At 58.2% G+C, this 21,385-nt stretch carries 16 protein-coding genes; 7 read left to right on the forward strand and 9 right to left on the reverse strand.

Annotation, left to right across the window (positions count from 1 at the left end):
• Nucleotides 1-41: 41 nt before the first annotated feature.
• Together GFN93_RS09280 and GFN93_RS09285 are read right to left on the reverse strand one after the other, a co-directional pair.
• Entirely contained in the window at nt 42-1,055 is a 1,014-nt protein-coding gene (locus tag GFN93_RS09280) for a putative solute-binding protein (RefSeq protein ID WP_153500779.1), read from the reverse strand.
• 91 nt (nt 1,056-1,146) lie between these two features.
• On the reverse strand, nt 1,147-2,175 hold the full coding sequence (locus tag GFN93_RS09285; protein ID WP_153500781.1) for a hypothetical protein: 1,029 nt from the start codon (nt 2,173-2,175) through the stop codon (nt 1,147-1,149).
• 176 nt (nt 2,176-2,351) lie between these two features.
• Between GFN93_RS09285 and GFN93_RS09290 the strand changes: the two genes are divergently transcribed.
• Complete coding sequence (locus GFN93_RS09290; RefSeq protein WP_194285780.1) at nt 2,352-3,713, forward strand: ABC1 kinase family protein; 1,362 nt, start codon at nt 2,352-2,354, stop codon at nt 3,711-3,713.
• Nucleotides 3,714-3,811: 98 nt separating this feature from the next.
• Here the strand turns inward: GFN93_RS09290 and GFN93_RS09295 are convergent, their stop codons facing one another.
• The 7 genes from GFN93_RS09295 to GFN93_RS09325 form a co-directional block, all read right to left on the reverse strand.
• Nucleotides 3,812-4,978: a putative solute-binding protein gene (locus tag GFN93_RS09295; RefSeq protein ID WP_235902017.1), complete on the reverse strand. Its 1,167-nt coding sequence runs from the start codon at nt 4,976-4,978 to the stop codon at nt 3,812-3,814.
• 129 nt (nt 4,979-5,107) lie between these two features.
• Nucleotides 5,108-6,181: a putative solute-binding protein gene (locus GFN93_RS09300; RefSeq protein WP_153500782.1), complete on the reverse strand. Its 1,074-nt coding sequence runs from the start codon at nt 6,179-6,181 to the stop codon at nt 5,108-5,110.
• Nucleotides 6,182-6,308: 127 nt separating this feature from the next.
• Nucleotides 6,309-7,472, reverse strand: coding sequence for a putative solute-binding protein (locus tag GFN93_RS09305; RefSeq protein WP_235901777.1), 1,164 nt, complete (start codon nt 7,470-7,472; stop codon nt 6,309-6,311).
• A gap of 252 nt (nt 7,473-7,724) precedes the next feature.
• Nucleotides 7,725-8,492: a YciK family oxidoreductase gene (locus GFN93_RS09310; RefSeq protein WP_153500786.1), complete on the reverse strand. Its 768-nt coding sequence runs from the start codon at nt 8,490-8,492 to the stop codon at nt 7,725-7,727.
• Between the two features lie 86 nt (nt 8,493-8,578).
• Entirely contained in the window at nt 8,579-9,247 is a 669-nt protein-coding gene (locus GFN93_RS09315; RefSeq protein ID WP_153500788.1) for an HAD-IA family hydrolase, read from the reverse strand.
• 151 nt (nt 9,248-9,398) lie between these two features.
• Nucleotides 9,399-10,160, reverse strand: a complete 762-nt coding sequence (ubiG, locus tag GFN93_RS09320) for a bifunctional 2-polyprenyl-6-hydroxyphenol methylase/3-demethylubiquinol 3-O-methyltransferase UbiG (protein ID WP_235902019.1) — start codon at nt 10,158-10,160, stop codon at nt 9,399-9,401.
• The gene (locus GFN93_RS09325; RefSeq protein ID WP_153500792.1) at nt 10,111-11,445 is read right to left on the reverse strand and encodes a TRZ/ATZ family hydrolase; all 1,335 of its coding nucleotides are present in this window, start codon (nt 11,443-11,445) and stop codon (nt 10,111-10,113) included. Before GFN93_RS09325 ends, ubiG begins: the two co-directional genes overlap by 50 nt.
• 229 nt (nt 11,446-11,674) lie before the next feature.
• On the opposite strand from GFN93_RS09325, the gene gyrA reads away from it, so the two are divergent.
• The 6 genes from gyrA to cmk all read left to right on the forward strand — a co-directional run bounded on the left by gyrA (nt 11,675) and on the right by cmk (nt 21,246).
• On the forward strand, nt 11,675-14,425 hold the full coding sequence (gene gyrA / locus GFN93_RS09330; protein ID WP_153500794.1) for a DNA gyrase subunit A: 2,751 nt from the start codon (nt 11,675-11,677) through the stop codon (nt 14,423-14,425).
• Between the two features lie 220 nt (nt 14,426-14,645).
• Entirely contained in the window at nt 14,646-15,728 is a 1,083-nt protein-coding gene (serC, locus tag GFN93_RS09335) for a 3-phosphoserine/phosphohydroxythreonine transaminase (protein ID WP_153500796.1), read from the forward strand.
• 181 nt (nt 15,729-15,909) lie between these two features.
• The gene (gene pheA, locus GFN93_RS09340) at nt 15,910-16,992 is read left to right on the forward strand and encodes a prephenate dehydratase (protein WP_153500798.1); all 1,083 of its coding nucleotides are present in this window, start codon (nt 15,910-15,912) and stop codon (nt 16,990-16,992) included.
• Between the two features lie 194 nt (nt 16,993-17,186).
• Nucleotides 17,187-18,299: a histidinol-phosphate transaminase gene (gene hisC / locus GFN93_RS09345; RefSeq protein ID WP_153500800.1), complete on the forward strand. Its 1,113-nt coding sequence runs from the start codon at nt 17,187-17,189 to the stop codon at nt 18,297-18,299.
• A 29-nt stretch (nt 18,300-18,328) separates the two neighbouring features.
• Complete coding sequence (locus GFN93_RS09350) at nt 18,329-20,572, forward strand: bifunctional prephenate dehydrogenase/3-phosphoshikimate 1-carboxyvinyltransferase (RefSeq protein WP_153500801.1); 2,244 nt, start codon at nt 18,329-18,331, stop codon at nt 20,570-20,572.
• Nucleotides 20,569-21,246, forward strand: a complete 678-nt coding sequence (gene cmk / locus GFN93_RS09355) for a (d)CMP kinase (RefSeq protein WP_153500803.1) — start codon at nt 20,569-20,571, stop codon at nt 21,244-21,246. The genes GFN93_RS09350 and cmk overlap by 4 nt, the downstream gene beginning before the upstream one ends.
• Nucleotides 21,247-21,385 lie beyond the last annotated feature (139 nt).

Here is a 21,385-nt window from a genome sequence, read left to right on the forward strand (position 1 = left end):
GAAAACGGGACCAATCTGGCCCCGTTCGTTACCCCCGCTGATTACTCAATGGGGTTGACACATTCCGCTCTGGATGGCTCTTCCTTGCAACGAACCTTGCGCAGCAGGGTCATCATGTCCTTGCTATATACGCCTTCGTTGGTCAGAGCAATTCGTGCTTCACGCATCATTTCGTCGTACTTCAGCTTGTCGGCTTCGGGAATACGAATCCACCATTTTTTGTCGACTTCGGAGTTGGCGTTCTCGATGACCCGCATGGCGCGATCAAACTGGCCAAGCATGTACTTGCGAGACTGCTGGGCAAAACCTTCAGGGAACTTGTCCTGGCGGATAATGACCTGGGCAGTCAGCTGGCCCAGCACGTAGTCCACGATGCCGCCGCTCGGCTGCATGCCCTTGTAAAGTTCCAGAGCAGAGTAGGCGGCGATCGGGGCGAAGCAGATATCGACAGAACCGTTGTTGAAACGACCGGAGAAGTTGGTGATGTCAGACATTACCGGGGACATGCCTACGCGTGAGGCCATGTTGGCCTGGGCGCTGTCGTACTCCAGTACCGCGATGGATTTGCCGGACAGCTCACCCACGGTGTCAATGGTCTTGTCTTTAACGAACAGGTAAGCGGCACCCATCGGGGCAACACCAGCTACCTCATAGGGGCCGGACACCAGGTTCTGATTGACTGACGGGTTGCCGCTGGCCAATACAGTAATCACGGTGCGCATGGCGTCATAGGACGGAATGGCGCCGATGGAATCCAGGCTGCCAGTATAGGAATTGAACTGGCGGCCGCGGATGCCCGTCAGTACGGCCGCGTCACACTGGCCGGCTTTCAGGTCTTCGGAAGCGATCTTCTCATCAGTATAGGGCTTGAGTTCAAAATCCACGCCCATACCAACGGCCGCGGTCTTGTAGTCCTTCATGATGTTGTAGATGTCGCCGTTGGCGCCAATGATATCGAACACACACAAGGTACGCTTTTCTGCAGCCTGAGCGGGACTGATAGTCAATGCCAGAGCTGCTGTTGCCGCTGCACCCAATACTTTGAGATAGCGCATGGTTGGTCTCCTGGTTACTTCCTAATGGTTCAAACTCAAGAAATAGTAAAGTGATTCAAAAGCGGCCCGAAGGCCGCAAAAGGTATAGCGATTACAAAAGATCGTTAATGTCGACGGCTGGACCGGACTTGGCTGCATCATCCCAGAAGGTACCAATGCCACCTACAGGAGTACGCTTGCCGGTATTTTCTGTCCACTCACGGTCTGAGATGCCCTGAATGATGAAGCCAGAGATAGCATCCAGCATGGCGTATTCAGGATCCAGGTTCTTGTCGTTGGCGGCGTATTCGCGGATAGCCTTGCGCAGACGCTGATCGTCACCCTTGCTGAAAGCGCTCATGGCATACAGGGCGCTACCCAGACGGATGCCGCTCTTGAAGCCGGTTTGGGCAGACGCTTCCAGTTCAGCCCAGGCGTCAGAATTCGGCGGAGCCAGCATCGGCAGCAGGTTCCAGACCGCTGCGCGAACGCCGCGGGGAACGCCCCACCACTTCTCGTTGTCCAGGCACTTCATGTTGCGTTCAACCTTGGCGGCGATATCGCGCGGAACGCCTACGGCGCCGTCGGAGTTACCATCGTTAACCAGGGACTGAACACCAGAGATATTACCAACCATCCAGACCAGTTCATCGAAGTCGGTCTTCAGCTTGGGACATTCTCCCTTGGTCTTCTCGCTGTAGGCTTCCAGCATGTACTTGTACGCGGTGTACTGACGTTCAGCTGCTACGGCAGACCAGCGCTTCTGCTCAATGCGGGCATCCTGCGCTTCATTGACGCGGCCATCTTTTACGGCGCGCATGTAGCGAAGTTCAGCATCCAGAGCGATTTGTTCAACACAGGTGGCGGAAGTGGTGAAAACCATGGTGCCAAGTTTCTCGGGGTGAGAACCTACTCGCTCAAATGACATCAGCAGAGGGGTCTGTGCTTCACCCGTCACACAGGCCATACGAACGTCAGTGTAGGTCATCATGTAGGGCAGCATCTCGGACCGGCCGAAGCTGATCAAAACGTCACCAGTGGTCTTGTAGATCACGCCACAACCTTGCAGAGCGATGATCGCGCCCCCAATCAAGGCCAGTCGGGCATGTCCCATCAGGTTTTTCATGGAAAGAGAACGCATTCGGTAGCTCCTTGTTATTGTTCTCAAATTGCGCGGTCAAAGGTACGAAAGTCCGGGAATTGGCACAAGCGGCAATTACAAAAAAGCCTGCAAGCAATTACAAACAATAAATTTGCTATATGATGTGTCACCGCTATGTTAAAAGCCCGCCAACTCACCGATAGTAAGACTTTATTATGAGTAATAGCTCTGGCACCAAGGACATGAAAGCGTGGCTGGAAGGTGAACGAAGTGGCCTTTCTCTCGCGCTGAATACGGCTCGTGGAGGTTTGCGAGTTGCTGAGACCCTGGGTGTGATTGGCCGTCAGGGGTTGGGCTGGCTTCTGGGCAATCGCCCGCCAATACCGGCTTTGTTGCGTACCACCTTCGAATCTTTGGGTACTACTTACATCAAGCTCGGTCAGTTTATTGCCAGCTCACCCTCGATTTTCCCCGAGGAGTATGTGGAAGAATTCCAGCGCTGTCTGGACCGCACACCACCACTACCTTTTCATTACATCCGGGAAACGATTGAGCAGGAATTAGGGCAAACTCTGGAACAGCTGTACCAGTCGGTAGACCCCAAGCCATTGGCCAGTGCGTCCATTGCTCAGGTTCATTGCGCCAAGCTCAAAAACGGTCAGGATGTAGTGATTAAGGTTCAGCGTCCTGGCGTGCGTAATGTTTTGCTCACGGACTTTAATTTTCTATACCTTGCTGCCCGAATTACCGAGCGACTGGCCCCTGGGTTGTCAAAGTCGGCCATCTCTGGAGTGATTGAAGAGTTGCAGGCTGGCATGCTGGAAGAGTGCGACTTCATCAAGGAAGCGAATAACCTCAAGGCCTTTAATGTTTTCCTGAAGGATACCGGTAACACCAGTGCGGTAGCGCCGGAGCCGGTCATGTCGCATACCACCGGTAAGGTGCTCACCATGGAGCGCTTCTTTGGTGTGCCTCTGACGGATATGAATGTCCTGCGTAAGTATACCGACGACCCCGCCCAGACACTGATTTCAGCGTTGAATACCTGGTTTTCCAGTCTCATGCTCTGCGACTTTTTCCATGCTGATGTGCATGCGGGCAATTTGATGCTGTTGGAAGATGGAAGGGTCGGGTTTATTGACTTTGGTATTGTCGGTCGTATCCGTCGCGAGGCCTGGGATGGTATGGCCAAGTTTTTTGATGCCATCGGGCGTGGCGATATCCGCCAGATGGCGGAGGCCATGGCAGTGATCGGGATGACTCGCGAAAAAGTGGATGTGGATGCATTGACCCGGGATATCGAGAAGCTGCAAGGCGCTCTCGGTCAGGTGGATCCCTCTGCGTTGATCCAGGCCGACCGAAATGACAAGGAAGTGAACCGTCTGTTGATGGACCTGGTAAAGATCGGCGAAGGCCACGGTATCCGTTTTCCTCGCGAGTTTGCGCTGCTGCTCAAGCAGTTCCTCTACTTTGACCGTTATGTGCAGGTGCTGGCGCCAGAGATGGATATGTTCAGTGACAGCCGGCTGGATATGTTCGGTGGGGTGGACGACCTGCCGGGCGGGTTGCTGCACTGATAGCTACAAGCTACAAGCTACAAGCTACAAGCTACAAAAAAACCGCACCCTTCGGGCGCGGTTTTTTTGTGCTTACCAGGTAGCCTGAAGCTCGCTCCTCATTCCACCGGATTCGCGCATTCCCCACGAGTCGGGTCCAGCTTGCAGCGAATCTTGCGTTGCAGGGTGAGCATGTCCGCGTCGTAGTAGCCTTGTGCCCGCAGTGTGAGCCTGGCCTCCTGCATCAGCACTTCGTATTCCTGCTTGTCTTTGTCCGGAATTTCGATGAACCAGTGCTGGGGTACCTTGGCGGCTTCGATGTCCAGGCGTTCCTTGATCAGGTGATAGCTGTTGTAGAACTCTTCGCGAACCAGCTGTGCCACCTCATTGGGGAACTTGTCCTTTCTGCCGATCAGCTGCATGGAAATCTGTGCCAGAGGGTAATTGATGATGCCGCCATCCGGTTGCAAACCCTTGTACAGTTCCAGCACTTCATAGGCCACCAGTGGGGCTGGCAACACATCCACGACACCATTGTTGAATTTGTTGGGTGCGGAGAGAATATCCGATGCCACTGGTGTTGCACCGATCTGGGACACCATTTCTGCCTGGGTGGGATCATAGTCCAGTACTGCCACGCGCTTGCCTGAGGCATTGGCGAGGGTGTTGATGCTTTTGTCATTCACAAAGACATAAGCGCCGCCGGCGGGGGCGATCCCGAGAATAACGTACTCGCCACTGACCATGTTGTCCGCGGATTTCGGGTTGGCCAGAACCTGCAGCAGGATGCGCATGTGTTCGTCGGTGGGCAGACCGCCGACAGAATCAATGGTGCCAGTGTAACGGTTGAACAGTCGGCCACGCAGGCCAGTCATCAATGCCGCATCACAGATGCCGGCTTTCAGGTCTTCGGCAATAACGGATTCATTCGTGTAGGCCTCGATATCCAGTTCGACGCCGTATTGCAGCAGCCGTGTACGCTGGTCTTCCGCGGCCTTGTAGATGGGGCCGACTCTGCCAGCCACATCCCAAATGCAGATTCGGCGCTTGAGGGGATCTGCGGCAGTGAAGCCGGCCGCTTTCTGCATGGCGTCGATGCGCTCATCGAGGCTGCGACTCTGGTCGTAAGCGATGGCACGTAATTTATCTGCCAGAGCTGGCGTTAGTTTGACCCCTGGAGCGAAGCGCTCCAGTTCAGCTTGCTGCGCGGGTGTCAGGTCCAGGCTGTCCTGGGCGTTAACAAAAAGTGAGGTGGCCAGCAGGGCGGTGGCAGTAAGAAGTTGCAAGATGCGCACGGTGACTCCGTTTATGTTGGCTGTTTTATTGTTAGTTATCTCATTGTGAACACGTGGGCGGGGGAGTCTCTGTCTCCGCTGCCATGACGCAGGGCGTCATGGCCAACCTGCTGTTCGGATTTACTCGGATTCCTGGCTGCATTCCGGTCGCTGCGGGTCTTCACTGCAACGAATGCGCTTCATGATGGACAGCATGGTGCCATCATAGTAGCCGGTTTCGCGCAGCTTAAGTCGTGCGGCACGCATCATGTCGTCGTATTCCATTTGATTTTGGGAGGAGACTTCAATCCACCAGTGTTCCGGAATTTTGTCTGCCTCTTTCTGTAGTGCGGTCTGGATGCTGGTGAAGCTATCTGCAGCCACATCCCTGATAAGTGAGGCGATCGCGGGTGGGAACTTGTCCGTGTGGGCGATGAGCTGCGCGGTCAGCTGTACTATCGGGTAATTCACAATGCCACCGTCGGGCTCCATTCCTTTGTACAGCTCCAGAACCTCATAGGCGATCAGCGGTGCGGGCAAAATATTCACTGTGCCATTGTTGAACAGGTTTGGGGCGGTGGCCAGATTGGTGGAGACCGCGGCTGCACCAATATGCGTGACCAGTTTCGACTGACCCGGGTCGAAATCCAGTACCGCCACTTTTTTTCCCGCAGCCTGCGCCAGCGAATTCATGCGCTTGTCGTCCACGAACAGATAGGCTGCGCCAGCCGGGGCCACGGCAAGGGTCTGGTACTTGTTGCTTACCATGTACTTGTCCAGGTTGGGATGGGCAAGCGTGCGCAGCAGGGTTTTCATGTGATCCAGGTTTGACAGGCCGCCAATGGCATCGATGGTGCCGGTGAAGCGGTTGAACTGCCGGGCGCGGAAACCACTCATTAATGCCGCATCACAGTGGCCATTCTTGAGTGAAGCCACCATCACGCCTTCATTGGTGAAGGCTTCCAGCGATATGTCGATATCGTAGCGCAGCAAATCCAGGCGCAGGTCGGTGGCGCCATTGAATACGGGGCCAGAGGTGCCGGAGATATCCCACAAGCAAATGTGGCGCTTGAAGGGTTCGCCCTCTTTAAGCCCCATTTCCTGGCGGGCAGCCTGGAGTTTTTTCTGTTGATCTTCTGTCAGGCTGAGACTCCAGCCTGCGGAACTCAGCAACGACAGAACAAGAGCGATCATTAACGGTCTAAGCGAAGCCATGAAAGGTCCTTCGTGAACATGTGTAACGCTTATATCATTGAAAAAACGCCGGGTGTTTTACGTCTTGTATGACAATTGTACGGCTGCGCCGGGATTGGCGCAGCGAGCGGGCTTTCCGTCAATCACCTCACTGGCTGCATTCGGCCCTTGCCGGGTCGAACTTGCAGCGAATCTTGCGTTGCAGGCCCAGCATGTCGGCACTGTAATAGCCTCGCTCGCGCAGCGCCTTGCGGGCTTCACCCATCATGACTTCATATTCCTGCTTGTCCTTGTCGGGAATGGGGATCATCCATTTCTGGGGGACACGATCAATTTCCAGATTTAGTCTGTCGATGACCTGAGGATAGGCTTCAAAGGAGGCCTCTCGGATCAGCTGGGCGACCTCATTGGGGAATTTGTCCAGGCGACCGATCAGCTGCATGGTGAGCTGTGTCAGCGGGAAATCGACAATGCCGCCGTCCGGCTGCATGCCTTTGTAGAGTTCCAGGAGCTCATAGGCGATCAGTGGGGCGGGAAGGATATCAATCTGGCCATTATTGAATTTGTTGGGGGCGGAGACGATGTCAGTGCTCACCGGTGTGGCCCCGATGGAGGCGACCATTTCAGCCTGGGTCTCATCGTAATCCAGTACCGCCACACGATGCCCTGCGGCTTTGGCCAGGGAGCTGATGCTGCGGTCATTCACGAAGATGTGGGCGGCTCCAGCAGGATAAACGCCCATTACGACATAATCGCCCTGCACCATGTAGCCTGCCTGCTTCGGGTGGGCCATCACTTGCAGCAAGGTGTGCATGTGCTTCTGGTCAGGGACGGCGCCAATGGCATCCACGCTGCCGGAATAGAGGTTGAACTGGCGCGCTCTCAAGCCGCTCATCAGGGCGGCGTCACAGCGGCCAGCCTTGAACTCTTCCACCATGACGGTCTCGCTGGTGTAGGGCTCCATTTTCAAATCGATACCGTACTCCGTGGCCAGCGCACGTTGTTCCATGGCCGCGTTGAAGACCGGGCCGTTTCGCCCGGCGATGTCCCAGATGCAAATAGTCCGGCTGAAGGTTGCGCCTTTCGGCATCTGGTCTAGCCCAACCAGCTTGCTGATGGCCTTGAGTCGATCGCGTACGGGCATTTCCCGGGTGTAAAAGACGTCCGCCATTTGTTCCATGGTGCTGTCGGACAAGGTGGTGCCGGGGACCAGCTGCTGCAATTTTTCTTTCTGGGCATCGGTCAGGTTGGCAGCGCTTACCAGCGAGCAAAGCAGGCTCATGGCAAGAAAAAGGGACAGGTGCTTATGCATGGTTATCTCCGTACGCATGCTTGTTGTTATCGGTGTAACAAGTAGCACGCTAGCGCAGGGCGGGGGAGGGCTCCAGCGCGGGGAGTGACTGCGTTTGGGCAACTGGGTGTATGAAGATGTCAGAGGATATAAAAAGATGCGCATTGCGCCGGAAGGCCAGCGCTGGACGCTTGATGTAAATGAAAAAGGCGGAGGTGTTTTGCGGACACCTCCGCCCTCTATGGCGCCATCATCGGAGCCAGTCGTCAGGCGTCATTTTGGCTGTGCATCGATGGACTGGCCGTTGACGTCCTTGCTGGCCGGGCCAAGCAAGTACAGGTACGGGGCCATGATGTCTGCCGGGGTCTTGATGGTCATGGGGTCTTCGCCGGGGTAGGCCAGAGCACGCATATCGGTGCGGGTGCCGCCGGGGTTGATCGTGTTAACGCGAATGTTGCTGGTGTTCTGCAGCTCTTCCGCCAGCACCTGAGCCAGATTTTCAGTGGCAGCCTTGGATACCGCATAGGCGCCCCAGAAGGCGCGCCCCTTGCGGCCGACACTGGAAGACGTGAACAGAAGGCGTGCATCATCGCTGGCGCGCAGTAACGGCAACATGGCCTGGGTCAGGTAGAACGCACTGTTGACGTTCACCTGCATCACCGACTCCCAGGTGCCCGTGCCGTACCGGTCCATGGGAGTGATGTCCCCCAGGATGGAGGCGTTGTGGAGAATGCCGTCCAGGCGACCAAATTCCTTTTCAAACAGGCTGGCCAGTTCCAGATAGTCCTCCGGGCGAGCCACGGCCAGATTCACCGGGGCCAAAGCGGGTTCCGGTCCGCCAGCAGCCTTGATCTCGTCATAGACCCGCTCCAGCTTTTCCTGGGTGCGACCGAGCAGAACCACCGTGGCACCGTGGGCAGCCAGGGTGAGTGCGGCGGTGCGGCCGATGCCGGCGCCGGCACCAGTGACCAGGATGATGCGATCCTTGAAGGCATCTTCAGGACACTGGTAGGAGAGAGCGTCTTGTTGAATGTTGGTCATGCTAAATCCTGTGAATCTTGCGCCAGAAGCCTGACGTCGGATGTTTTCAGACTGGGGGTGGAAAGGGCGTTCCTCTTTCCACTTGATCAGCCACGAAGTGTTTGCAGCAGCGGTAACAGATCCGCGCCTTCTTCCAGATAGTAGGTGGCCTGCCAGTCGCGCGGGTCATCATCTGCATCGATGTAACCAAAAGCGGCCACGGCGGTGGCCATGCCCGCATTGTGGCCGGCCTGGATATCGCGAAGGTGATCGCCCACGTACAAGCAGTTTGCCGGGGTCACCTTGTCGGCATTGGCGGCAATGAGCAGACCTTCCGGATCAGGCTTGCGCTGCTTCACGTCGTCAGGGCAGAGAACTGGGCCGACGCGCTCGTGCAGCCCCAGGCCTTCCAGTACCTTGTGGGTAAAACGCGACGGCTTGTTGGTGACAATGCCCCAGGGGATCTGATTGGCATCCATCCAGTCCAGCGCTTCAGCCATGCCCGGAAACAGCACGGTGTCCACAGCCAGATGCTGCTCATAGGCGTCCAGCAATTCATCCAGAAACGCAGGGAAGGTCAGATCATCGGGCCCTTTACCGAAACCCAACTCGGTGAGCGCACGCGCACCGTTGGACACATTAGCACGCACGGCAGAATAGGAGACTTCCGGTCGGCCATGTTTTTTCAGCAGGGTGTTCAGCACCGTATAAAAATCCGGTGCGGTGTCGATCAGGGTGCCGTCCAGATCGAAGTAAACGGCTTCAAGGCGTTCCATAGGGTTCTCTGTTCTTTTATCGTTGTTGCTTACGATGAAGGGGTGCTTACGGTGAAGACCTGAAAGCAGATGCGAGTAACGAGTAACGAGTTTCGAAAGGCAAAACCGGTTTTGATCTTCGAAACTCGTTACTCGCGACTCGAAACTGTGCTTAATCCCCCTTGCGGGCGTACATCAGGTAGTTCACCGACACGTCCCGGTTCAGCTTGTACACCTGTGTCAGCGGGTTATAGACCATGCCGGTGGTGTCTTTCACATCCAGTGCCGCGTCGCGGGCCCAGCCGGCCAGCTCCGAGGGCTTGATCAGCTTGGCGTATTCATGGGTGCCTCGGGGCAGGAGGCGCAGCACATATTCCGCACCCACGATGGCAAACATGAAGGCCTTGGGGTTGCGGTTGATGGTGCTGAAGAATACATGGCCACCGGGTTTGACCAGGGTAGCGCAGGCGCGGATCACGGATGATGGATCCGGCACGTGCTCCAGCATTTCCAGGCAGGTGACCACGTCGTATTGGCCGGCACGTTGTTCGGCAATGCGCTCTGCCGGGGTCTGCAGGTATTCCACCGCCACGCCCGCCTGCTCGGCATGAATCCTGGCTACTGCCAATGGGGCCTCGCCCATGTCGATGCCGGTCACCTCCGCGCCACGGCGGGCCATGCCTTCTGACAGGAGACCGCCGCCACAGCCGATATCGATCACTTTCTTGCCCGGCAGGCTGACGCGCTCATCGATATAGTTCAGGCGCAGCGGGTTGATGTCGTGCAGTGGGCGGAACTGGGAGTTTGGGTCCCACCACTGTTCCGCCAGGGCATTGAATTTGGCGATTTCACCTGCGTCTACGTTGGGTACGGCATTCTGGGTATCAGTCACTGCTGTCGGCTCCGGCAATCGTTTGCTGCCACTGCTTGGCATTCTTGAGGATGACGGCTTCATTCAGGGTAGTCAGTTTGCGCTCATTCATCAGGCAGCGTCCGCCTACCCAGCTATGGGTGACCTGGTCGCGGCTGGCGGCATACACCAGCTGGGCTACCGGGTCATAAACCGGCTGGGTTTCCAACCGGTTCAAATCCACCGCTACCATATCGGCCTGCTTGCCAATTTCCAGTGAACCTGTCTCGTCATCGCGGCCCAGCGCTCTGGCGCCATTGAGTGTGGCCATCTTCAGCACTTCGGCAGCGGGCAGGGCATCGGCCTGCAGGCTTACGCCTTTGGCGAGAAATGCGGCAGTGCGGGCTTCGCCGATCATGTCCAAGTCATTGTTGCTGGCGGCGCCGTCGGTACCCAGGGCCACATTGACCTTGGCCTTGCGCAGTTTTTCTACTGGCGCAAAGCCACTGGCCAGTTTCAGGTTGGATTCCGGGCAGTGGACCACGTGGGTGCCGGTTTCCGCCACCAGAGCAATTTCCTCGTCGGTGAGCTGGGTCATGTGCACTGCCAGCAGGCGCGGTGACAACAGGCCCAGCTCCTTGAGGCGAGTCAGTGGTCGCTCGCCAGTATTGCCTACCGCCATCTGGATTTCGCCAGCGGTTTCATGCACGTGCATCATCATCGGCACGTCCAGTTCTTCCGCCAGGGTCAGAACCTTCTGGAGCGGTTCATCGGACACGGTATAAGGCGCATGGGGCCCGAAACCGATCTGGATGCGCGGATCGTGGCGCCACTCATCCATGGCATCGGTGGCCAGGCGGATGTAGTCATCCGGGCCCGAACCCATGGGGGTGGGAAAATCCAGCAGCGGGCAGAACAGGGTGGCACGCAAGCCGGCTTCCACCGTGGCCTTGGCAGCGCTGGACGGGAAGAAGTACATGTCGGCAAAGGTGGTGGTGCCGGAGCGGATCATCTCCGCTGCCGCCAGGCGGGTACCTTCGTAGACAAACTGCTCGCTGACGAACTGGCCCTCGGCAGGCCAGATGTGCTTTTCCAGCCAGGTCATCAGGGGCAGGTCGTCGGCGATGCCGCGCAGCAGATTCATGGCCGCATGGGTGTGGGCGTTGACCAGCCCCGGGATCAGCAGGTGGTCGCCCAGTCTGGTCACCTCGCTGGCCTGCCACTTCTCGTCGGCCAGAGCGCTGGGCAGCAGGTCGGCAATGCGGCCGTCCTTCACAACCAGGGCATGATTTTCCAGAACGGTGCCTTCAGCAGACACGGTGGCAATCCAGCGGGCGTGGACAATCAGGTCGGCCTGATGGTCGCTCATGCGTAACTCCTTGATCGGACAGGGGGCTCACTCCCCGGACAATGGGGCGCAGTATAGCCGTTCGAGCGCGGTCTTGCTTCTTCAGAATGGGCACATTTGCGGTGTTCGCGGCCATCACGACCTGTGCTATCATCCGGTGCTTTTCCGGGCTAGATAAAGATTGAGCCCTGGAACCATGGAGTCAGCCTGAGTCCCACCTGCGGGGCTGTTGGGGATAATAAGGATCACTATGTCGGATCTCGCCAGAGAAGTTACCCCGGTAAACATTGAAGACGAACTCAAGCAGTCGTACCTGGATTACGCCATGAGCGTGATCGTCGGGCGTGCTCTGCCTGACGTGCGCGACGGCCTCAAGCCGGTACACCGCCGCGTGTTGTTCGCCATGCACGAGCTGAACAACGACTGGAACAAGCCTTACAAGAAATCCGCCCGTGTGGTCGGTGACGTGATCGGTAAATATCACCCCCATGGTGACTCTGCCGTGTACGACACCATCGTACGGATGGCGCAGCCTTTCTCCCTGCGCTACATGCTGGTGGATGGCCAGGGGAACTTTGGTTCCATCGACGGTGACTCCGCCGCGGCCATGCGTTACACCGAAGTGCGGATGTCCAAGATCGCCCACGAGCTGCTGGCGGATCTGGACAAGGAAACCGTGGATTTCGTCGATAACTACGACGGCACGGAACGCATTCCTGATGTAATGCCCACCCGGGTGCCCAACCTGTTGGTCAATGGTTCCTCGGGTATTGCCGTGGGCATGGCGACCAATATTCCGCCCCATAACCTGGGCGAAGTGGTGGATGGCTGTCTGGCGCTGATTGATGACGACAGCCTGACTCCTGACGACCTGATGGAATACATCAAGGGCCCGGATTTCCCCACCGCGGGCATTATCAATGGTCGTGCCGGCATCGTGCAGGCCTACCGGACCGGTCGTGGCCGCGTGTACATGCGCGCCCGTGCCGAGATCGAGGCCACCGACAAGAGCGGCAAAGAAGCCATCATCGTCACCGAGATTCCCTATCAGGTGAACAAGGCGCGGTTGATCGAGAAGATTGCCGAGCTGGTAAAAGACAAGAAAATCGAAGGCATCACCGAGCTGCGCGACGAATCCGACAAGGAAGGCATGCGCATCGTGATCGAGCTGCGCAAGGGCGAGAACGCGGAAGTGGTGCTGAACAATCTGTACCAGCAGACCCAGATGGAGTCGGTGTTCGGCATTAACACCGTGGCATTGGTGGATGGCCAGCCCAAGACCCTGAACCTGCGTCAAATGCTGGATGCCTTTATCCGTCACCGTCGTGAAGTGGTGACTCGCCGTACCGTATTCGAGCTGCGCAAGGCGCGCGAAAAGGCGCACCTGCTGGAAGGCTTGGCAGTGGCCCTGAGCAACATCGATCCGGTCATTGAACTGATCAAGAGCTCCCCCAGTGGTGCTGAAGCAAAAGAGAAGCTGTTGGCCAAAGGCTGGGCGCCTGGTGATGTGCTCAAGATGCTGGAGCGTGCCGGTGGCGAGAATGCTGCCCGTCCGGATGGTCTGGATGAGCAGTATGGCCTGCGTGACGATCTTTACTACCTGAGCCCGGAGCAGGCCCAGGCGATTCTTGACCTGCGTCTGCAGAAGCTGACGGGTCTTGAGCGTGAGAAGCTGATCAACGATTACCAGGAGCTGCTGGAAATCATTGCCGAGCTGATGCTCATTCTGGCGGATCCGCAGCGCCTGATGCAGGTCATCCGTGACGAGCTGAAAGCGGTCCGCGAAGAATATGCGGACGAGCGTCGTTCCGAGATCGTGGCGTCCCGCCTGGATCTCAGCATGGAAGACCTGATCGCAGAAGAAACCGTAGTGGTGACCCTGTCCAACGGGGGTTACGCCAAGATGCAGCCCATCGACACCTACCGCGCCCAGAAGCGTGGTGGGCGCGGCAAGTCTGCCGGGCAGCTGAAAGACGAGGATTATGTGGAGCACCTGCTGGTGGCAGGCACCCATGACACGTTGCTGTTGTTTACCGATGCCGGCAAGGTGTTCTGGCTGCGGACCTTTGAGCTGCCGCAAGGGGGCAGGGCGTCCCGCGGCAAGCCGATTGTGAATCTGCTACCGGCACTGGGCAACGAAGAAAAGATTACCGCCATTCTGCGACTTGATGCGGAAATGGTGCGTCAGCAGAAAGCGGACAGCGAAGAAGACGAAGAGACCATCGATGTGGAAGACGTGGTCGATGAGGCGGAAGGCGATGAGGCGGATGTGGTCGTCGATACCGTTCCCGGTCCGTTCATCTTCATGGCGACCTCCAGCGGTATCGTCAAGCGCACCCAGCTGGCCAACTTTGCCCGTCCGCGCAGCTCCGGCCTGATCGCCGTGAAACTGCAGGAAGGCGAGCACCTGGTAAACGTGGCGATCACTCAGGGCCACGAAGACGTGATGCTGGTGGCCCGTAACGGCAAGGCCGTTCGCTTCCATCAGTCCAAAGTCCGTGTCATGAGCCGTCTGGCCCGTGGTGTGCGCGGTATCAAACTGGCTGATGGCGTTGATGTGATCTCCCTGATCGTGCCGGAAGAGAATGGCCAGATCCTGACCGCCTCTGAAAAGGGCTACGGCAAGCGTACACCGCTCACCGACTACCCCACCAAGGGGCGCGGTGGTCAGGGCGTGATCGCCATGGTCATCAATGAACGTAACGGTGATCTGGTCGGCGCCACCCAGGTGTTCGGTGATGAGGACATCATGCTGATCTCCAACCAGGGCACCCTGGTGCGTACCGGTGTGGATCAGATCAGCACCTCGGGCCGTAATACCCAGGGGGTTCGTCTGATTCGTCTCGGCGATGAAGAAAAACTCTGCGGTCTGGCGACCATCCCTGAGCTGGAAGGGGCGGAGGAAGACGAAGCGCTGGAAGGCGACGAGGGTGAGGTGATTGAAGGGGAAGCGACCCCTGAAGCACCGGAGTCTGACGCCAGCGACGACGCTGAGGAGTAACACCTCAGAAGCGAGTAGCGAGTAACGAGTTTCGAAAAGCGAAAGCGCTTTTGCTTTTGAGTTTCGCAACTCGACACTCGTACCTCGCACTTCTGCTACACCCTCAACCTGATATCAGGGCAAGGGGCTGGCAGGCAGAAATGATGAGTAAAGAAATTCCCAAGCCCGGTTCCTCCGGGCTTCTTTGATTAAACGGTTTTGTCTGAACGGAGAAAGATTGATGTCCCGCGCCTATAACTTCTGTGCAGGCCCGGCGGCCTTGCCGACGGCGGTACTGGAACAGGCCCAGCAGGAAATGCTGGATTATCAGGGGATGGGCCTGTCCATCATGGAAATGAGCCACCGGGACAAGGTCTTTGTGGACATTGCCGAAAAGGCCGAGCAGGACCTGCGCGACCTGATGGGTATCAGTGATGATTATTCCGTGCTGTTCCTGCAGGGCGGGGCGTCTACCCAGTTCGCCATGATTCCCATGAATCTGTTGGGCGAAGGCGAAACGGCCGACTATATCAACACCGGGCAGTGGTCCAAGAAAGCCATCAAGGAAGCGGCGCGTTACGGCAACATCAATGTGGCCGCCAGCAGTGAGGACACCAACTTCACCACGGTGCCGCCCCAGGAAACCTGGAACCTGTCAGCCAACCCTGCGTACCTGCACTACTGCCCCAATGAAACCATTGGCGGTCTGGAGTACAGCTTTATTCCCGAGGTAGGTGACACCACTCTGGTGGCGGACATGAGCTCCACCATCCTGTCCCGTCCGCTGGACGTGAACCGCTTCGGTCTGATCTACGCCGGTGCCCAGAAGAACATTGGCCCTGCGGGTTTGACCCTGGTGATTATTCGCAAGGATCTGCTTGGCAAGGCCGGCGCGAATGTGCCCGCCATGCTCAACTACCAGACCCATGCGGACAACGGAAGCATGTACAACACGCCGCCTACCTATGCCTGGTATCTGGCTGGCCTGGTATTCGAGTGGCTGAAAAAGCAGGGTGGCGTTGCCAATATGGCAGAAATCAACCAGCGCAAGGCCGAAAAGCTGTATGGTTTTATTGATGACAGCGCCTTTTACAGCAACCCTGTTGAGAAGATCAGCCGCAGCTGGATGAATGTGCCGTTTGTGCTGGCCGACGATCGCCTGGACAAGCAGTTCCTGACCGAAGCCGATGCGGCCGGCCTGCTCAACCTGAAAGGCCACCGCAGTGTGGGCGGCATGCGTGCCAGCATCTACAACGCGGTACCGGAAGCCGCCGTGGATGCGCTGATCGCCTTTATGGCAGAGTTTGAGAAGAAACACGGCTAGACGCTTCATGCAGTACGTAACACGCCAAGCCTGATGGGGTGTTGCCGATGTGAGGCGAAGTGATGCTTTGAAAGGTGGGTAAAGCAATGGATTTGAATGGTTGGCACGAGATCGCAACGAATGTTCCCACGCCTGTTCGCGTGTTGCGTGAGGCGTGCTGCGTGCAAGCGGGGCTTTCATCATGACCGACTCATTAGACAACCTGCGTAACCAGATCGATGAGCTGGATCAGAAACTGCAGGATCTGCTCAACGAGCGTGCGACCCTGGCCCACAAGGTCGCCGAGGTGAAGATCGCCACAGACCCGAACCCGGTCTTCTATCGTCCCGAGCGCGAAGCCCAGGTGCTGCGCAAAGTGAAAGAGCGCAATCAGGGACCGTTGGATGGCGAGACCATGGCGCGTTTCTTCCGCGAGGTCATGAGTGCCTGTCTGGCGCTGGAACAACGCATGAAAGTGGCGTTCCTGGGCCCGGAAGGGACCTTCACCCAGCAGGCTGCACTCAAGCATTTTGGTCATGCAGTGGAATCGGTGCCGCTGGGCGCCATCGATGAAGTTTTTCGCGAAGTGGAGGCGGGCGCCGCCCATTACGGTGTAGTACCGGTAGAAAACTCCACCGAGGGCGTGGTCAACCACACCCTGGATACCTTTATGACCTCCGAGCTGAAAATCTGTGGCGAGGTGGAGCTGCGTATTCACCACCACTTGCTGGCGGGTCAGCATACTCAGCGTGACAAGGTTACCCGGGTCTACTCTCACCAGCAGACCCTGGCGCAATGCCGTCAGTGGCTGGATGCGCACATGCCCGGTGTGGAACGCATTGCCGTCAGCTCCAACGCCGAAGCCGCCCGTCGTCTCAGTGACGAGTGGAACGCCATGGCCATCGCCGGTGAAATGGCGGAAGAGCTGTATGGCCTGGAGGCGGTGCAGCGCAACATTGAAGATCGCCCGGATAACACCACTCGGTTCCTGATCATTGGTCGCCAGGACACCCCTGCCTCCGGCAAGGACAAGACCAGCCTGATGGTCAGCGGCAAGAACCGTCCCGGCCTGTTGTTCGAAGTGCTGGCACCGTTCCGGGATGAAGGCATCAACCTGACCCGGCTGGAATCCCGTCCGTCCCGCACGGCCAACTGGAGCTATGTGTTCTTTGTGGACTGTGAAGGGCACAAGGAAGACGGCAATCTGCAGGCGGTTCTGGACAAGCTGGAAGCGGCAGGTAACACCATCAAGCTGTTGGGTTCTTACCCCAAGGCCGTTCTCTAATGGGAGCTTGCCTGCAAGCGATTTGGTTTTGGTAAGGCAGAATCGCGAGCAGGCTCGCTCCTGCACAGGAATAGCCACTGCAGAGGCTTGTCACAACGAGGTTTTGCGTCAAACGTCCGACTTCAGACGTTCGACCCCAATCAGATAACCCCGGTGGCCAGGGTTGGCAACCAGGGGAGAAGGGAGCACACATCATGACCTGTGATTACATTCAATTAGCCAACAGCGGTATCCAGCAGCTCAAGCCCTACGAACCGGGCAAGCCCATTGAAGAATTGGAGCGGGAGCTGGGCATTACCGATATCGTCAAGCTGGCCAGCAACGAGAACCCGCTGGGTGCCAGTCACAAGGCCTTGCATGCGCTCAAGCATCTCCACGACCTGCACCTCTACCCGGACGGCGCTACCTTTTCACTGAAGGCGGCGCTGGCGGAGAAACTGGGTGTGGACAGCAATCAGCTGACCCTGGGGAATGGTTCCAACGATGTTCTGGATCTGATTGCCCGTGCTTACTTGCAGGAAGGCGACGAGGCGATTTTTTCCGAGTATGCCTTTGCGGTTTATCCCATCGTGACGCTGGCGTGCAATGCCAGGCCGGTACAGGTGCCTTCCAACCTGTTTGGCCATGATCTGGCCGCCATGGCGGAGGCGGTGACCGATCGCACCCGGGTGATTTTCGTGGCCAACCCGAATAACCCCACGGGCACCTGGTTCAACGCCCATGCGCTGGACGAGTTCCTGTCGCGGATTCCCGAGCGGGTGATTGTGGTGGTGGACGAAGCCTATTTCGAATACGTGGAAGAGAGTCATTACCCCAATGGCATTGAGCGGCTGGGCAAGTACCCGAATCTGATCGTTACCCGCACCTTCTCCAAGATCTACGGTCTGGCAGGGTTGCGCGTAGGCTACGGCGTTTCCAGTCCTGAAATCGCCGACGTGCTTAACCGGGTGCGCCAGCCATTCAATGTGAATACTCCTGCGCAGGCTGCTGCAGAAGCCGCTCTCCAGGACGATGACCATATCGAAAACTCCCGCAGCGAGAATACCTCCGGCCTGGTTCAGATCGCCGAAGGGCTGCAGGCACTGCATCTGGAGCAAATTCCCTCGGTGGCCAATTTTATTGCCTTCGACTGTGGTCAGCCGGCACTTCCGGTCTACGAAGGGCTGCTGAAGGAAGGCGTCATCGTGCGTCCGCTGGGTGGCTACGGCATGCCCAATCACCTGCGTGTGACCGTGGGTACCAGCCGCGAGAATGAGCGCTTCCTGGAGGCACTCAAACATGTGTTGCAGGATCTGGCCGATGGGTAGTCGCAAATACGCTCCTACGGAGAGGCGAGATGTCTGAACCCATCTTCAATCGCATCGCCATCATCGGTCTCGGCCTGATCGGTGGCTCCTTTGCTGCAGCTGCCCGTGAAAATGGCCTGGCGCGCTCCATCGTGGCCGGCTCCCGCTCGGCGCGTACCCTGGAGCAGGGCATTGCGCTCGGTGTGGTGGACGAAGGAAGCCAGGACCTGGCTGCCGCCGTGGACGGCGCCGACCTGGTGTTCGTCTCCACCCCGGTATCGACCATGGGCAAGGTGCTGGCGGCACTGAAGCCGGGCCTCTCCCGTACCGCCATCGTGACCGATGGTGGCAGCGTCAAAGGTAACGTGATCACGGCAGCCCGTGAGGCGCTGGGTGAACATTTCCCCCGTTTCGTGCCGGGCCACCCCATTGCTGGCAAGGAAAAGAGTGGGGTGACTGCAGCCGATGCCTCCCTGTACCGGGATCACCGTGTGATTCTGACTCCCTCCGATGAGACGGACCCGGCGGCGACCGCTAAAGTGCGCGCCATCTGGACCGGCATGGGCGCGGAAGTGCTGCAGATGTCGCCGGGGTATCACGACCAGGTGCTGGCGGAGACCAGTCATTTGCCCCACCTGCTGGCATTCTCGCTGGTGGACACACTGGCCCGGCAGGGGGATTCCAATGAGATTTTCCGCTATGCTGCCGGCGGTTTTCGGGACTTCACCCGGATCGCCAGCTCCGACCCGGTCATGTGGCATGACATCTTCCGGGAGAACAAGGTCGCTCTGTTGCAGGCGCTGGGCCTGTTCAGCGATGGCATTGATCGCTTCCGAGAGGCGGTGGAAAACGGCGATTCCGATGCCCTGATGGGGATCATGACCCGGGCCAATACGGCACGGGCTCACTTTATGGCCATGAACGGGCGCACTTCCTATACTCGCGCCCTACATTCAGGTGACGACACAACCATGACAGACTCAAGCAAGGCCAACCCGACCTACGTAATGACGCCGGGTGGCAAGCTCAATGGCCGCATTCGCGTGCCGGGCGACAAATCCATGTCCCATCGCTCCATCATGCTGGGTTCCCTGGCAGACGGCGTGACCGAGGTAGAAGGCTTCCTGGAAGGGGAAGATGCCCTGGCGACGCTGCAGGCATTCCGCGACATGGGGGTCGTGATCGAAGGCCCCAACAACGGTCAGGTGACCATCCATGGGGTTGGTCTGCACGGCCTCAAGGCGCCCAGCAAGCCGCTGTACATGGGCAATTCCGGTACTTCCATGCGCCTGCTCACGGGCTTGCTGGCCGGTCAGGCCTTTGATGTGGAACTCACGGGGGACGCGTCCCTGTCCAAGCGGCCCATGGAGCGCGTGGCCAAGCCGCTGCGTGACATGGGTGCCCAGATCACGACCGGCAACGAAGGGCGTCCGCCGGTGCGCATTCGCGGTGGCCAACCCCTCAAGGCGATTCATTACGATCTGCCCATGGCCTCTGCCCAGGTGAAATCTGCGGTGCTGTTGGGCGGCCTGTATGCCGAGGGCGAAACCTCGGTCACCGAGCCGGCACCTACCCGTGATCACACCGAACGCATGTTGGGTGGCTTTGGTTATGACGTGCGCCGCGATGGCGCCACCAGCGCTCTGCAAGGCGGTGGCAAACTCACCGCCTGCAAACTGGAAGTGCCTGCCGATATCTCTTCCGCCGCGTTTTTCCTGGTGGGTGCCTCCATCGCCGAGGGCAGTGAAGTGACCCTGCCTCATGTGGGTATCAACCCAACCCGTACCGGCGTGATCGACATTCTCAAGCTGATGGGCGCCGATATCCGTCTGGAAAACCAGCGTGATGCCGGCGGCGAGCCAGTGGCCGATATCGTGGTCAAGTCTGCGCCGCTGAAGGGTATCGAGATCCCGGAAGAGCTGGTGCCCCTGGCCATTGACGAATTCCCGGCCATTTTCATTGCCGCCGCCTGCGCCGAGGGCGACACCGTCCTGCGCGGTGCCGAAGAGCTGCGCGTCAAGGAATCCGACCGTATCCAGGTCATGGCCGATGGCCTGGCGGCTCTGGGTGTGGATCACGAGGTCTTTGACGACGGTATTCGCATCACCGGTGGCGCATTCGGCGGCGGTGAGATCCAGTCCCACGGCGATCACCGTATCGCCATGAGCTTTGCCATGGCGTCCCTGCGCGCCCAGGGCACCATCACCATCCATGACTGCGCCAATGTGGCCACCAGCTTCCCGGGCTTCGCCCAGCTGTCTGCCCATGCTGGTCTCCAGCTGGAGGAAAAATGACGGAAACCGCCGTACTGACCATCGACGGGCCGGTTTCCTCCGGTAAAGGCACCGTGGCCCGGCGGGTGGCTGCCCGCTTGGGTTGGCACCTGCTGGATTCCGGTGCGCTCTATCGGGTTCTGGGCTATTACGCAAGAAATCAAGGGGTTGCGCTGGATGATGAGGCGGCGCTGGTGCCGTTGGCCAAAGCCCTGCCAGTGCGATTTGTGGAGAGCCAGGGCGATACAGCCGTGATTCTGGACGGCGAAGACGTTTCCAACATCATCCGCCAGGAAAGTGTTGGCGAGCTGGCCAGCCAGGTGGCGATCCTGCAGCCGGTGCGCGATGCCTTGCTGTCCCGCCAGCAGGCATTTGCCGAATCCCCGGGGCTGGTGGCCGATGGCCGCGATATGGGCACCGTGGTGTTTACCCAGGCTCCCCTCAAGATTTACCTCACTGCCAGCGCTGAAGAGCGCGCCAGACGGCGCTTTGAGCAGTTGAAGGAAAAGGGGTTTGGTGCTACCCTCGCGACCCTTGTTGAGGACATCCGCACCCGGGATGACCGTGACATGAACCGTGAGGTGGCGCCACTGCGCCCGGCAGACGATGCCGTGGTCATTGATTCCACCACGCTTTCGGTTGATGACGTGGTAAACCGGATTCTCGACGAGGCTGCCGCCCGCCAGCTGGCGTAAGGCAGTCAACACCTATCGAAACCCTTCGGCAATATCTGTCGCGGGGTATTTCTGATTCTGTGTCCAAGCGGCTGATCTGTCACTCCCTCACAAAGTAAGCCAGCTGGGGAGGGCGGGTCCAACTACTCATAACCCATGT

It is taken from the genome of Alcanivorax sediminis, from assembly GCF_009601165.1.
Lineage (GTDB): Bacteria > Pseudomonadota > Gammaproteobacteria > Pseudomonadales > Alcanivoracaceae > Alcanivorax > Alcanivorax sediminis.